Genomic DNA, 13,141 nt, shown 5'->3' with positions numbered 1-13,141 from the left:
GGTGGGGGAGCGGGCCGGCACCGCCTCGAAATTCGCTCTTTCGCGAATTTCCAAACAAGCTCTGAGCAATGCCGTCAGGCGACGCGGCCGCGTTCGGCGAGAAAGTCGAGGAAAACGCGCGCGCGGGCCGGTAACTGCCCCGACTGACCGAGAAACACGGCATGGAATGTCTCGATATCGCCGGGATTATGGTTTTCGAGCAGCGGCACCAGACGGCCCGCCGCGAGATCCTCGCCGATCGTGAATGTCGCCAGCCGCGCGACGCCGACACCCGCCAGCGCGAGTCGCCTGATGCCTTCCCCGTCGCTGACCTGCACACGATCCGTGACCGACAGCAGCGTTTCGCGCCCGTGCTCGACCACCGGCCAGCCATTGGTTGCGCGCGCATAAGCGAAGCCGATCCGGTCATGGCCGAGCAATTCGGCTGGCGTCGCCGGCATACCGTGGCGCGCGATCCATGCGGGCGTGGCGACGATCATCATCCGCGTCTGGCCGAGTTTGCGCGCCATCAGGCGCGAACTCGGCATCGGCCCGGCGCGGACCGCGATATCGGTGCGCTCGGCGAGCAGGTCGATCACCGTGTCGGTCTGCACGATCTCGATCATGATGTCGGGATAGGCATGGAGAAAATCGGGCAGGATCGGCGCCAGGACATGCGCGACATAGGAGGCGCTGCTGCTCACGCGCAGCCGGCCGGCGAGTTGCTCGCCCGCGCCCGCATTGCGCTCCGCCTCGTCGAGATCGGTGAGGATGCGCAGCGCTCGTTGGTGATAGTCCTGGCCCTCGGGCGTCAGCACCAGCCGCCGCGTCGAGCGATGCGCAAGGCGCACGCCAAGCCGCGCCTCGAGCCGCGAAACGAGCTTGCTTACCGCGGATGGCGTCACGCCCATCGCAGACGCGGCGGCGGAAAAGCCGCCAAGCTCGACCACGCGCACGAACATCTCCATCTCGCCGGCGCGGTTGATATTGGGGCGAGCCATTTGTTCCTTCGGTTCACTAATGATATGCCTATTGGACGCCTACTTCATCGGTCGGGCAGGGTCCATCTTGGGTTGCTCAAGATATGTGGAGTCATCCGATGATCCGATCCCTCGCTGCCGCTATCGCCATGCTGTTCATGGCGCTCGCCGGCCCGGCCGCTGCCGCCGACTGGGCCGCCGACTGGGTACCCGCCTGGACGGCGAGTCCGCAGCCCGTCTGGGGCGGCGATTTCCTGCTCCCTGCCGATCTTCCCAAATCATTGGAGAAGCGTAGCGTGCGTCAGGTCGTACGGATCGGCATCGGCGGCACCGCTGTTCGCGTCCGCTTCTCCAACGCCTTTGGCCGTTCGCCGGTGAGGATCGGCGCGGTGCATCTCGCGCGCTCGGCCGGCGGCTCAGCGATCCGACCCGACAGCGGCCAGGCGCTGCGCTTTGGCGGCGCGCGCGAAGCGGTGCTGCTGCCCGGCGCGTCGTTGCTCAGCGATCCCGTCGCGATGAGCGTCGCGGCGGCGGAGGATCTCGCGATCACCGCCTATCTGCCGGATACGACGCCGGTCGAGTCCTTCCATTGGGAGGGGCGGCGCAGCGGCTATATCCAAAGCGGCGAGCATCTCGCGGCCACAGCGTTTGCCGCGCCGGAGATCACCCGGTTGCGCCTGTTCGTGTCGGATGTGCTGGTCGAGGCAGACAATGTGCGCGGCACGGTGGTCGTCCTTGGCGATTCGATCACCGACGGCGCCGGCGCGACGATGGAGGCGGAGACGCGCTGGCCCGATTATCTCGCTGCGCGCGCCGCGCCGCGCGGTATCGCGGTGGTCAACGCCGGCATTTCCGGCGCACGATTGCTGAGCGATGGGATGGGCGTCAATGCGCTGGCGCGGCTCGACCGTGACGTATTCGCCCAGCCCGGGGTGCGCACCCTGATCGTGCTTATCGGCATCAACGATATCGCCTGGCCGGGCACGCCCTTTGCCCCGAACGAGCCGGCGATGAGCTTTGAGCGACTGTCCGCCGGCTATCGCCAGCTGGTCGCGCGAGCGCATGCCAATGGCGTGCGCGTGATCGGCGCGACCCTGACGCCGTTCGCCGGGGCGTTACCCGGCACGCCGCTTTCCGCGCGCTATTATAGTGCGGAGAAGGATGCGCTGCGCCGGCGGGTCAATGACTGGATCCGGACCGGCGGGACTTTCGATGCGGTGGTCGATTTCGACCGGCTGCTCGACGACCCGGCCGCGCCGGGCACGATGCGCCGTGATTATGATAGCGGCGACCGGCTCCATCCGGGTGATGCGGGCAATGCGGCGATGGCCGGTGCGGTGGACCTGGATAGTTTGATTGCGGCTGAGAGTCTGTTTGGAAATTCGCGAAAGAGCGAATTTCAAGGCGGTGTCAGCCCGCTCCCCCACCCGGCCACCCACAGCGTATCCTGAATGGGTGGCAGGGTGGGGAGCGGGCTGGCACCGCCAAATGCGCCCACAGGTGCATTTCCAAACAGACTCTGAGCCGGGCAGGGATCGCGGCTGAGCCGGGCAGGCGATTAAACCGCCGCCGGCACCCGCGCGACTTCCTCGAACGCGTCGAGGATCACCGGCACCAGCGGTAGCGGCAGGTCATGGCCCATGCCCGGGATCTCGCGCAGCTTTGCGCCGGGGATCGACGCGGCGGTGTCGCGGCCGCCCTCGACCGGGACCAGTGGATCGTCGACGCCGTGGATCACCATGGTCGGCGCGGAGACGGTGGCGATCGCCGAGCGCCGGTCGCCGCCGGCATAGATCGCCGCCATCTGCCGTGCGATGCCGGCGGGTTGGTGGCTGCGCTCGTAATCGCGCTTGATCCGCGCGCGCAGCAGCTTCTCGTCGGCCGGGTAGCCGGGGCTGCCGATCACCTTCGCACTTTTGACGCCATGGTCGAGGATCGATTCCAGATCGGTCCCCGCCGGTCGCGTCATCAGCACCGCGGTCGCCGCGTCGGACGATCGCGGCACCGCCGGGTTGCCGGTGGTCGACATGATCGAGGTGAGCGACAAAGTGCGATCGGGATAGGCGGCGGCGAAAAGCTGCGCGATCATGCCGCCCATCGACGCGCCGATGATGTGCGCGGCGGGAATATCCAGTGCATCGAGCAGCCCGGCCGCGTCCGCCGCCATATCGTCGAGCGTATAGGGAATGTTCGGCTTGAGCCCGGCGAACATCGTGGCCGCGACCTTCATCAGGTCGGGCATGCCCGCCGCATCGAATTTCTGCGACAGGCCGATATCGCGATTGTCGTAGCGGATCGCGCGATAACCACGCTCGACCAGCCCCTCGATCAACGGCATCGGCCACAAGGTGAGCTGCCCGCCAAGCCCCATGATCAGCAGCACCGGCGGCGCATCCTCCGCGCCATAGCTCTCATATTCGATCTCGATTCCGTTGGCCTGGATCTTCATGCCGCATTCTCCTGCTTGAGGCGCAGGATCGCAGGCGGGCTGGGCAGGGGCAAGGGGTGCTGGCGGGAAACAGCGATCAACTCCGTCACCCGACAGCATCGCAGGCCGCCCGTGAAAGATAATGCTCCCCATTACCTGGGACGTAATCGACCCCGGATCGGCGCGGTGGTCAAAGGTCCCGGTCAAGCGAGGAGAACACAGATGAACACCGCAATTGCATTGGCCGACCGGGCACCCGGCGTGTTCCATTCCGCGCCGATCGACACCGTCGAGACGCACGATGGCGCGCGGCTCGCGGTGCGCGACTGGGGCGCGGGGGAGCCGATCCTGTTCCTGTCCGGCTGGGCATTGCCGTCGGATTTCTGGGGGCCGCAGATGGTCGCTTTTGTCGGGCGGGGATATCGCTGCATCGCGTTCGACCGGCGCGGCCATGGCCGCTCATCCGATCCCGGTTTCGGTTATGATCACGACACGCTGGCCGATGATATCGCCGCCGTGATCGGCGCGCTTGGCCTGCGCCGCCTGACGGTTGTCGGCCATTCGATGGCGTGCGGGGAGATTGCGCGCTACTTCGCCCGGCATGGCGGCAGGGGAATCGACCGCGTCGTCATGATCGGCGCGATCACACCGTTCCTGATGCGTGCCGACGACAACCCCGATGGCATTGACCCGGTTGCGGCCGCACCGTCGGGCGAACTGCTCGCATCGGATTTCCCGGCCTGGATCGCGGCCAACACCGATCCTTTCTTCGTCGCCGATACGATCCCCGAGACCAGGGAGTGGGCCCAACGGCTGATGCTCGGCACCTCGATGCTTGCCGCGGTGCAACTCGCCCAGGCCAATTTCATCACCGATTTCCGCGACGATCTGCGCCGGGTCGATGTGCCGACGCTGGTCGTGCACGGCGATCTCGACATGTCCGCGCCGCTCGCCTTGACCGGTGCGCGCACCGCCGTGCTGATCCCGGATGCGCAATTCCTCGTCTATGAAGGTGCGCCACATGGCCTGCCGCTGACCCATGCGACGCGGCTGCGCGAGGATATGCTGATCTTCATGGCGGCGACCGGCGGCTGAGTGACATCGGGCGGCAAAAGCTTCAATGATCGCGTCGGATCGTGGTGGCGGGGGCAATGACTCATATGCGTTGGATCAGAGCGACGTCCGTCTTGCTTTCCGTGGCTGTGGCGGTGCAGCCGCTTGTCGCTCAGACAGCTATCTCAACTGCCGCGTCGGCGCGCGACCCGGTGCGCGATCCGGCGCAGGCCGAGGCGTTGCGTTTGATCGATGTCTGGCTCGATGGGGTGCAGGCCTATGAACGGATTCCGGCCTTGTCGGTGGCGGTCGTCCAGGGTGACTCGGTCGTGTGGTCTAAGGGCTATGGGACGATCGATGCCGCGCGCACCGTGCCGGCCACGGCGACGACGATCTATTCGATCTGCTCGATCTCCAAACTGTTCACCTCGATCGCGCTGATGCAGCAATGGGAGGCGGGCAAGGTGCGGCTCGACGCGCCGCTGACCGACTATCTCCCCTGGGCGAAGCTCAAGCCGGATGCGCGCGACAGCATGCCGGTGACTCTGCGCGGCGTGCTGACCCATTCGGCCGGCTTGCCGCGCGAATCCGATTTTCCCTATTGGACGCAGGCCGATCATCCCTTCCCGACCCAGGCGCAATTGCGTGCGACAATCGTCGGGCAAGCGCCGCTCTATCCCGCGTCGCGCTGGTATCAGTACAGCAATCTCGGCCTGACGCTGGTCGGCGAAACCGTCGAGGCGATCGCGCACCAGCCCTATGCCGATTACGTGCAGAGCCATATCCTCGACCCGCTCGCGCTGCGCGATACGCGCCCGTTCATGCCGATGACGCTTTATGGCACGCGGCTGGCGGTGGGTTGGGGCGCGCTCAATCGCAAGGGCGAACGCGCGCTGCTGCAACCGTTCGATGCGCGCGGCCTGGCGCCGGCCGCCGGCTTTACCTCGACCGTTGAGGATCTCGGTCGCTTCGCCGCCTGGCAGTTTCGCCTGTTGCGCAGCGAAACGACCGAGATCCTCAAACCATCGACCCTGTCCGAAATGCAGCGCGTGCAGTTTACCAGCCCGGACTGGAAGGCGACGCGCGGGCTTGGCTTCGCGATTGGCCGGCGCGGCGATCGCACTTATGTCGGGCATGGCGGCGATTGCCCCGGTTATCATTCGGACCTTCTGATGCGGCCGGAGAGCGAAACCGCAGTCGCGTCGATGATGACCGGCGCGGAGACGCCCGGCGCCTATGATGAGGCGATCTTCGCGTTGCTCGACAAGCGCAAGGGTTTCGCCTTCAAAACGCCGGTCAGCGATATTCGCGACGAACTCGATGCCTTTGCCGGCCGTTATTCCGCCGAGCCCTGGGGATCGGAGATCGTCGTCCTGCCCTGGGCCGGGGGCCTCGCCGCATTGACCTTGCCGTCGAAGAATCCGGCCGGCGAACTGGTCTTGCTCAAGCCCAAGGGCGGCGACCGCTTCCGCGTCATCCGCGACGATGGCAGCGAATCCGACGAAGTCGTGTTCGAACGCGATGCCGCCGGCCGGATCAGCCGCTTCATACGCTTCAGCAACCCGCGCGACCGGATCGGCCCGCTTTGATCCGGTGCGGATCGTGAATTGCCGCTTTTTCGGCTCGACTTAGTTCCGGCGCGCGTCGAGTTTTGCCGGTAGCAGCGCCTTGTCGATCCGCGCCGCCACCCCGACGCTGCGCCCGGCAAGGTTGGGCACGGAATAATGCATCGCGACCCCAAGCAGCTGTGCCGCCTGGGACAGCGTCATGCCGTAATCCTGTTGCAGCCACGCGATCATGCCCGTGCTCGCCGCCTTCAATGCTTCATCGAGCGAGCCGGCCTGGCCGAGCGTCATGATCTCGGTCGGAGATTCGACGCGCGGGCCGCCGATGCGCCTGGCCTTGATCAGTTCGACGGAGAATTCGACCTGCATCGACGTCTCCAGCGCATATTGCGACGTCTCGCCATCGCCCTGCAGGGCATGGGCATCACCGAGATAAAGCAGCGCGCCGGGTTGCTGCACCGGCAGATAGACGGTGTTGCCCTCGACCACTTCGTTGAAGTCCATATTGCCGCCTGAGGATCCGGTGTCGCCGGTCGATAGCGGCTGCCAACCGAAGCCCGGCGCAAGCGCCAGTCCGCCGAGCATCGGGCGAACGGCGATCGAGAAGTCCTTCAAGGCGCCGGTCGCCGAGGCGGGCCGCGCGCGCCCGGCGGCGCGGTCGAGCGTCCATCGTACCGGTTTGCCCAGATCGCCCGCCTTTGCCGCAAGGCTCGATCCGAGTGCGCGGCCGACGATCGTGTCGAGACTGTCGGCATAGTCACGGTCGAGCCGTAGCCGCTTGATATGAATGGCCAGCGTGTCGCCGGGCGCTGCGCCGGCGATGAAGAACGGTCCGGTTTGCGGGTTGCCGAACAAGGCGACGGTCTTGCCCGCCGCATCCACGCCGCCGGAATCGATCGTGCTGGTCGCCACGCTGTCGCCCGGCCAGATGGTCAGCACGGGCGGGCGATGCGGGTCGAAGCTGTTGCTGTAATCGCTCGGCACGAAGCGATAGGTGCGCGGTGGTCCGGCGGGCCGGTCGGCGATGCGCCGTGCGGTGAAACCGTGCCGCGCCCGGCGATCGGGGAAGTTATTGTCGGGTAAGTCGGCATCGCCGGCCATCGTGTCGCCGGTCCGCGTGCCGGAAAAGGCGTAGACCATTCCCTGTGCGTCCTTTGCCGAAAATATGATCGCCTGTCCGACACGTGCCCGGTCAGTGGATCGCCATCGAGATCGCCGCTCAGCTGGTCGCCGGTCCTGATCAGGGTGAGAGTCGAATATGCGGGATTGCCCCACATATCCTGCATCAGGACCCATGTCTCAGCCCGGTTTCCGGGCGCCGGTTGCGCCAGCGACGGTGAGGCGAACAGGCACAATGCGATCAGTGTGAAAAGGCGTCGCATGCGGTCCCCCGGGAAATTGTTACGCCAGACAATGGCTTTTGACTACAAACGTAGTCGTAGTCGCCCGGGTGGTCAGGTCAAGAATATTAGAACTTAAAAAGCGCTATATTGATCGTCGCTGACCTGCTCCAGCCAGTCGACCACTTTGCCGTCCTGCGCCTCGGCGATGGCGATGTGCGTCATCGCGGTTTCGGGCGATGCGCCATGCCAATGCTTCTCGCCCGGCGCGAACCAGATGATGTCGCCGGGTCGGATTTCCTCGATCGGCCCGCCCTCGCGCTGGACCCGGCCGAGCCCGGCGGTGACGATCAGAGTCTGGCCCAGCGGATGCGTGTGCCAGGCGGTGCGCGCGCCGGGTTCGAAAGTCACCGTCGCACCGCCGACCCGCGCCGGATCGGGCCGCTGGAACGGCGCGTCGATGCGCACCGTTCCGGTGAAATAGTCGGCCGGCCCCATGGCCGAGGGCTGCGAGCCGCTGCGCTTGATCTCCATCGTCGATCTCCTTGTCAGGTGACTCTAACTCAGCGGCCGGTCATTCGCTCCAGGCTTTCGGGATAGCGGTCGCCCTCGATTGCGATCGATGCCGCCGTCCGCTCGATCTCGGCTAAATCGTCTTTTGTCAGCACCAGCGATGCGGCGGCGATATTCTCCTCCAGCCGGGCAAGCTTGGTGGTGCCGGGGATCGGCACGATCCAGGGTTTTTGCGCGAGCAGCCAGGCCAATGCGACCTGTGCCGGCGTACCTTGCCTGGCGGTTGCGATCCGGCCGAGCAAGTCGATCAGTGCCTGATTGGCGGCGATCGCGGCGGGCGTGAAACGCGGCAGCGTGCTGCGGAAATCGTCGCTGCCGAACCGTGTCGTCGTGTCGATCGCGCCGGTCAGGAAGCCCCTGCCGAGCGGGCTGTACGGCACCAGGCCGATACCCAGCTCCTCCAATGTGGGGATGATCTCGGTCTCGAGTTGGCGCGACCAGAGCGAATATTCGCTCTGCAGCACCGCGACCGGTTGCACCGCATGGGCGCGACGAATGGTTTGCGCACCCGCCTCCGACAGGCCGAAATGCCGCACTTTGCCGGCCTGGATCAGATCGCTCACCGTGCCGGCGACATCCTCGATCGGCACATCGGGATCGACACGATGCTGATAGAAAAGGTCGATCACATCGGTCTTGAGCCGTTTGAGCGAAGCGTCGGCCACGCGACGGATATTGTCGGGCCGGCTGTCGAGCCCCGGCGCGGTGAGCGGATCGGTGCCGATATCGAAGCCGAATTTGGTCGCGATGACGACGCGGTCGCGCAGCGGCGCCAGCGCCTCGCCGACCAGTTCTTCATTGATGAACGGGCCATAGACTTCGGCGGTGTCGAAAAATGTCACGCCGCGCTCGACCGCCGCGCGCAGCAGCGCGATCATCTCGTCCTTGTCGCGGGGCGGGCCATAGGAAAAGCTCATGCCCATGCAGCCAAGGCCGATCGCCGAGACGGCAAGGCCGCTGTTTCCAAGAATACGCTGTTGCATGATCGACTCCATCGCGCCGGACATCGGCGCCTGGCGATGAGGTAGGCGTGATGACGTTGATCGATTAGACGGCTAAAAGCGCATGTAGTCATATCCAGGATTCATATATGCAGCGCGACGAACTGGTCGATCTCAACGCTTTCATGACCGTGGCCGAGGCGCGCAGCTTTACGCGAGCGGCGGCGTTGCTCGGCACGTCGCAATCCGCGCTGAGCTACACGATCCGGCGGCTGGAGACGCGGCTCGGCGTGCGGTTGCTTACTCGCACCACGCGCCGCGTCGCGCCGACCGAAGCGGGCGAGCGGCTGTTGCGCGCGCTCGCGCCTGCGCTCGACGATATCGCCACCGGCCTCGCCGCTTTGGGTGATTTGCGCGACCGGCCCTCGGGTACGATCCGCATCACCGTTTCGGAACATGCCGCGCAGAGCGTGTTGTGGCCGGCGCTGGCCAAACTCCTGCCCGATTATCCCGACATTCATGTCGAACTGGCAATCGATTCCGGGCTGGCCGACATCGTCGCCGACCGATTCGATGCCGGCGTACGGCTCGGCGACACGATCGCGCGCGACATGGTCGCGGTGCGCATCGGCCCCGATCTGAGCATGGCGGTGGTCGGCGCGCCGGCCTATTTCGCGCGGCATGCCGTGCCGTTGGTGCCGCAGGATCTGGCCGATCACCAATGCATCAATTTGCGCCTGCCCACCGCCGGCGGGCTTTATGCCTGGGAACTGGAGCGCAGCGGGCGCGAGCAACGCGTGCGCGTCGACGGGCAATTGGTGTTCAACAATATGCCGATGATCGTGCGCGCCGCGACCGCCGGGTTCGGCCTGGCTTGCGTGCTCGAAGGCCAGGCCGCGGCGCAGATCGCCGATGGATCATTGGTCCGCGTGCTGGAGGATTGGTGCCCGCCCTTTGCCGGCTACCATCTCTATTATCCGAGCCGCCGCCAGCCCTCCGCGGCGTTCGCATTGCTGGTCGAGACGTTACGGTATCGGGGCTAGCGGATCACTCCCACCGACCTGGTCCAGACATCGCCGGGCTCCAGTGCCGTGAAGGCGGAGACGGGCAGGCCGTGTTGCTGCAACGCCGCGGCCAGGTCTTCCTTCGGCTCCGACCAGGGTTCGTCGGTCAGGGCGAATGTGCCCCAATGCAGGCCCAGCGCCTCCGGCGCGCCGCAGTCGAGCATGATCTGCACCGCTTCGGCGGGATCGACATGCTGGTCCTTCATGAACCATCGCGGGTCGTAAGCTCCGATCGGCAGCAGCGCGATGTCGGGCGCGCCGAAGTGCTGCCGGATGTCGCGGAAGATATGGCCGTCGCCATAACCGGTATCGCCCGCGACATAGACGCTGCCCGACGATGACCGGATGAAGAAACCGCACCACAATGCCATCCGTCGATCCCCGATGCCGCGTGCCGACCAATGGTTGGCCGGGCATAGCGAGACCGTCACATCGTCGTTCAGGCCGGTCGATTGCCACCAGTCGAATTCCTCGACGCTGGTTTGGGGCAGCGACCGTTCGACGATCCGCGCATTGCCGAGTGGCGCGATCAGGCGCGGGCGGTGATCGGCATAGAGACGCTTCAGCGTCGCCAGGTCGAGATGATCATAGTGATTATGGGTCAGCAGCACCGCATCGATCGGTGGCAGGTCCTCGAAGACGATGCCGGGCGGGTTGGCGCGGCGCGGCCCCGCCCATGACAGGGGACTGGCGCGATCCGACCAGACCGGATCGACCAGCAGGTTCAGCCCCGCCGTCTGGATCAGGACGCTGGCATGGCCGACCATCGTGATACGCAAGCCCGAAACCCGCGCATCGGGCACGACTTGCTTGCCCGGTGCCGTCTCGGGCCAGGTCGCGCGCGTCCCGCCAAACCGCCAGCGCAGCAGCGCGGCCAGGCTGCGGTCGGTCGTCGGGTGTTGAGGATTGAAGAACCGTTCGCCATCGAAATGGTCGGACGTCGGGCCCTGGTAATAGCGGTTTCGCATCCCTGGCTTCTGCACGTGGTTGCCTGTCGAGACAATCGGGTCGCTGCCTCGGTCTGTCGCGTCACCGAATGCCGGCGACGCTCTGCCCAGAAAAGAGGATCGGGCCCAGAAAAGAGGATCAGGACCCAGAAAAGAGGATCAGGGCAGATACGGATCGAGCGCTGCGGCAATCGCGGCGCTGCACACCGGGCAGAAGGGCTTGGTCAGGGCGCGCATCTTGCAATCAAGCGTGGGGCGGAACAGTCCCTCCGGTCGCGATTTTGCCCCTTCGAACGCGCCGATCACCGCAGGCCCCGCCGACGGCGGCGTCGGTAGCTGAATGTCCGGCGTGAGCAGGCGATTCCATTTCAGCCTGCCGCGATCCTCCGCTGTCCAGCCGCCGCCCGGCACCGGTTCGGCGCTGACATTGGGTTCAGCCGGATTGGCGTCGAAGGGGTTGCCGTCATCGCTATATTCGTCGGCCAGCTTGAACATCGAATGGCCGAGTTCGTGGATCGCGATCTGGCCCGAATCGCTATGGCCCGAAAACACCGCGACCGTCCCGCCCGAGCCGCCATAGTCGGACGTGTTCGCGACGATCAGGCACTGGATCCGGCGCGCCTTGCCGATCGCGGCGCGCGCGACACTGATCGCCCTGTCCGCATGCTCGGCGACGATGAGACGGCGCATATTGCCCGTGCCCATGCCCGATCCAAACCAGGGATCGACATCGGCGTCCAGCTTCAAAGGGTCGTGGATACCCGATTTGGCCGATGGAACGTCGATCATCACCGCGTCGATCGCATCCCGATAGCGGTCGAACGGCGCGGTCCGGCGCAACTGGTCGATAAAGTCGGCAACGATACGGTGAAAGGCGGCGAATTCCGCTTCGACGAATCCGTCGGGCAGAAAGGCCAGCATGACCGCCTTGCCATTGTCGGTGAGATTCAGGTCGGTGCGCGGATATTGTATCTCCCTTTCCGCGAGCAGCGTGAACTGGCTCAGATAGGGGATGCGCAAGGGGTCGAGCAGGCCAAGACTGGCGATCGAGACGGCTGTGCTTTCCGGCTGTCCTTCCCCGGTGCCGATAACGACGAGCAGCGTCGCTTCGGGATCGCCGCTCCACGGCAGTTCGATTTCGACCAGATTGTCACGCGTCGATGTCGCGTTCGACCAGGAACCCTTTTCAAAGGTCTCCTCATGCCGGCGAAGTGCCGCCAGCCTCTGGAAAACGGGTTCGGCACCAGGTTCGGTGATGCCGATCCAGAAGGCGCGCGAGCCCGGCTGGGGTGGCGGATCGGGTTGCGGCGCGATCCCGCTGACCGCATCGACATCGATGATTTCCGGCCGCTCCGGGCCGACCCTGATGAGAAGTCGTATCAGCTGTCTGATCGGTTCTGCCATCGACTTCATCCTTGTCGAGCGGGTTGATCGAAAAGCGCTTGTGTGGATCTACATCCTGGCGCGGACGACACAGGTTGGTTGGGCACCGGCTTCGCGCTGTATGGATGATACGATCGCGGTCATATTTGGCAAAGCCGGGTTCCATCCGTTCTGGTTCGATAGGATTCGGTCGCCACGACCTTATAATCTCCTGGTATTCAGGGCGTCCCGGCTGTCCTCCGGTGCCTGAGCGCGGTCATTCAAGCCGTAATCGCGCGCGACCCCGGCAATGCGCAGGCGATAGTCGGTGAACACGGTTTCGCGCCCCTTGGCCTGAGTCGCACGGTGCGCCGGCTGGTTGCGCCAGGCGGTGACCGCCGTCTCGTCGCGCCAGAAGGACAGCGACAACAGCTTGCCGGGTTCGCTCAGGCTCTGGAAACGCTCGATCGAGACGAAGCCGTCGATCTTCTCCAGCGCGGGCCGCAGCTGTGCCGCGAGGTCGAGATAATGGTCGCGCTCGCCCGGTGCCGGCGATACTTCGAAGATCACCGCGATCACGGGCGCACCAGTGGCGCGTGCGGGCCGGAGGCGAGGCGCAGGAACAGCCGGTCCTCGCGCCTGATGAACTGCTCGCGCTGGCTGAATGCGTAATTCTCGCGACCAAGCGGGTCGTCGCGCAGCCGCGCGCGGTACGCCTCATAGGCGGCGAGATCCGCGATCGAATAGACGCCGTACGCTGTGGTCGCCGATCCTTCGTGCGGCGCGAAATAACCGATCAAATCGGCGCCGCAGCGCGGGATCGCCTGACCCCAGTTGCGCGCATAGTCTTCGAACTGGGCCAGCTTGTAAGGGTCGAGTTCGTATTTGATGAAGCAGGTGATCATGGTC

The 13,141-nt window shown here is 65.5% G+C and carries 13 protein-coding genes; 4 read left to right on the top strand and 9 right to left on the bottom strand.

Annotated elements, in window-relative coordinates; all coding sequences use genetic code 11:
• Window positions 1-74: 74 nt before the first annotated feature.
• The gene (locus tag G4G27_RS15720) at window positions 75-980 is read right to left on the bottom strand and encodes a LysR family transcriptional regulator (RefSeq protein WP_183109526.1); all 906 of its coding nucleotides are present in this window, start codon (window positions 978-980) and stop codon (window positions 75-77) included.
• Window positions 981-1,078: 98 nt separating this feature from the next.
• On the opposite strand from G4G27_RS15720, the gene G4G27_RS15715 reads away from it, so the two are divergent.
• Window positions 1,079-2,410: an SGNH/GDSL hydrolase family protein gene (locus tag G4G27_RS15715; RefSeq protein WP_202049589.1), complete on the top strand. Its 1,332-nt coding sequence runs from the start codon at window positions 1,079-1,081 to the stop codon at window positions 2,408-2,410.
• Between the two features lie 107 nt (window positions 2,411-2,517).
• Here the strand turns inward: G4G27_RS15715 and G4G27_RS15710 are convergent, their stop codons facing one another.
• Window positions 2,518-3,408, bottom strand: coding sequence for an alpha/beta hydrolase (locus G4G27_RS15710; RefSeq protein ID WP_183109525.1), 891 nt, complete (start codon window positions 3,406-3,408; stop codon window positions 2,518-2,520).
• Between the two features lie 201 nt (window positions 3,409-3,609).
• On the opposite strand from G4G27_RS15710, the gene G4G27_RS15705 reads away from it, so the two are divergent.
• A complete protein-coding gene (locus tag G4G27_RS15705; RefSeq protein WP_244624363.1) occupies window positions 3,610-4,482 on the top strand; it encodes an alpha/beta hydrolase in 873 nt (290 codons plus the stop codon).
• A gap of 56 nt (window positions 4,483-4,538) precedes the next feature.
• A complete protein-coding gene (locus G4G27_RS15700; protein ID WP_210275208.1) occupies window positions 4,539-6,029 on the top strand; it encodes a serine hydrolase domain-containing protein in 1,491 nt (496 codons plus the stop codon).
• Window positions 6,030-6,068: 39 nt separating this feature from the next.
• On the opposite strand, the gene G4G27_RS15695 is transcribed toward G4G27_RS15700, so the two are convergent.
• The 3 genes from G4G27_RS15695 to G4G27_RS15685 all read right to left on the bottom strand — a co-directional run bounded on the left by G4G27_RS15695 (window position 6,069) and on the right by G4G27_RS15685 (window position 8,901).
• Window positions 6,069-7,145 (bottom strand): acetamidase/formamidase family protein, encoded by a 1,077-nt coding sequence (locus tag G4G27_RS15695; RefSeq protein ID WP_202049588.1) that lies wholly within the window; start codon window positions 7,143-7,145, stop codon window positions 6,069-6,071.
• A 335-nt stretch (window positions 7,146-7,480) separates the two neighbouring features.
• Window positions 7,481-7,879 (bottom strand): cupin domain-containing protein, encoded by a 399-nt coding sequence (locus G4G27_RS15690; RefSeq protein ID WP_183109523.1) that lies wholly within the window; start codon window positions 7,877-7,879, stop codon window positions 7,481-7,483.
• Window positions 7,880-7,908: 29 nt separating this feature from the next.
• Window positions 7,909-8,901: an aldo/keto reductase gene (locus G4G27_RS15685; RefSeq protein ID WP_183109522.1), complete on the bottom strand. Its 993-nt coding sequence runs from the start codon at window positions 8,899-8,901 to the stop codon at window positions 7,909-7,911.
• A 107-nt stretch (window positions 8,902-9,008) separates the two neighbouring features.
• On the opposite strand from G4G27_RS15685, the gene G4G27_RS15680 reads away from it, so the two are divergent.
• Complete coding sequence (locus tag G4G27_RS15680) at window positions 9,009-9,902, top strand: LysR family transcriptional regulator (RefSeq protein ID WP_183109521.1); 894 nt, start codon at window positions 9,009-9,011, stop codon at window positions 9,900-9,902.
• Here G4G27_RS15680 and G4G27_RS15675 read toward each other — a convergent pair.
• The 4 genes from G4G27_RS15675 to G4G27_RS15660 form a co-directional block, all read right to left on the bottom strand.
• Window positions 9,899-10,891, bottom strand: coding sequence for an MBL fold metallo-hydrolase (locus tag G4G27_RS15675; RefSeq protein ID WP_183109520.1), 993 nt, complete (start codon window positions 10,889-10,891; stop codon window positions 9,899-9,901). The genes G4G27_RS15680 and G4G27_RS15675 overlap by 4 nt on opposite strands.
• A 138-nt stretch (window positions 10,892-11,029) precedes the next feature.
• Window positions 11,030-12,274, bottom strand: a complete 1,245-nt coding sequence (locus G4G27_RS15670) for a M64 family metallopeptidase (protein WP_183109519.1) — start codon at window positions 12,272-12,274, stop codon at window positions 11,030-11,032.
• 180 nt (window positions 12,275-12,454) lie between these two features.
• Window positions 12,455-12,811, bottom strand: coding sequence for an antibiotic biosynthesis monooxygenase (locus G4G27_RS15665; protein ID WP_183109518.1), 357 nt, complete (start codon window positions 12,809-12,811; stop codon window positions 12,455-12,457).
• Complete coding sequence (locus G4G27_RS15660) at window positions 12,808-13,137, bottom strand: NIPSNAP family protein (protein WP_183109517.1); 330 nt, start codon at window positions 13,135-13,137, stop codon at window positions 12,808-12,810. The genes G4G27_RS15665 and G4G27_RS15660 overlap by 4 nt, the downstream gene beginning before the upstream one ends.
• Window positions 13,138-13,141: the final 4 nt, after the last annotated feature.

The organism is Sphingomonas sp. So64.6b (genome assembly GCF_014171475.1).
GTDB classification, from domain to species: domain Bacteria; phylum Pseudomonadota; class Alphaproteobacteria; order Sphingomonadales; family Sphingomonadaceae; genus Sphingomonas; species Sphingomonas alpina_A.
This window is presented reverse-complemented; position numbering and strand designations above follow the sequence as displayed.

What these genes read in the sequence shown, in the direction of transcription:
- G4G27_RS15675 (WP_183109520.1), bottom strand. Translation starts at nt 10,891, where the DNA reads ATGCGAAACCGCTATTACCAGGGCCCGACGTCCGACCATTTCGATGGC.
- G4G27_RS15660 (WP_183109517.1), bottom strand. Translation starts at nt 13,137, where the DNA reads ATGATCACCTGCTTCATCAAATACGAACTCGACCCTTACAAGCTGGCC.
- G4G27_RS15690 (WP_183109523.1), bottom strand. Translation starts at nt 7,879, where the DNA reads ATGGAGATCAAGCGCAGCGGCTCGCAGCCCTCGGCCATGGGGCCGGCC.
- G4G27_RS15715 (WP_202049589.1), top strand. Translation starts at nt 1,079, where the DNA reads ATGATCCGATCCCTCGCTGCCGCTATCGCCATGCTGTTCATGGCGCTC.
- G4G27_RS15705 (WP_244624363.1), top strand. Translation starts at nt 3,610, where the DNA reads ATGAACACCGCAATTGCATTGGCCGACCGGGCACCCGGCGTGTTCCAT.
- G4G27_RS15680 (WP_183109521.1), top strand. Translation starts at nt 9,009, where the DNA reads ATGCAGCGCGACGAACTGGTCGATCTCAACGCTTTCATGACCGTGGCC.
- G4G27_RS15700 (WP_210275208.1), top strand. Translation starts at nt 4,539, where the DNA reads ATGACTCATATGCGTTGGATCAGAGCGACGTCCGTCTTGCTTTCCGTG.
- G4G27_RS15710 (WP_183109525.1), bottom strand. Translation starts at nt 3,408, where the DNA reads ATGAAGATCCAGGCCAACGGAATCGAGATCGAATATGAGAGCTATGGC.
- G4G27_RS15670 (WP_183109519.1), bottom strand. Translation starts at nt 12,274, where the DNA reads ATGGCAGAACCGATCAGACAGCTGATACGACTTCTCATCAGGGTCGGC.
- G4G27_RS15685 (WP_183109522.1), bottom strand. Translation starts at nt 8,901, where the DNA reads ATGCAACAGCGTATTCTTGGAAACAGCGGCCTTGCCGTCTCGGCGATC.
- G4G27_RS15695 (WP_202049588.1), bottom strand. Translation starts at nt 7,145, where the DNA reads ATGGTCTACGCCTTTTCCGGCACGCGGACCGGCGACACGATGGCCGGC.
- G4G27_RS15720 (WP_183109526.1), bottom strand. Translation starts at nt 980, where the DNA reads ATGGCTCGCCCCAATATCAACCGCGCCGGCGAGATGGAGATGTTCGTG.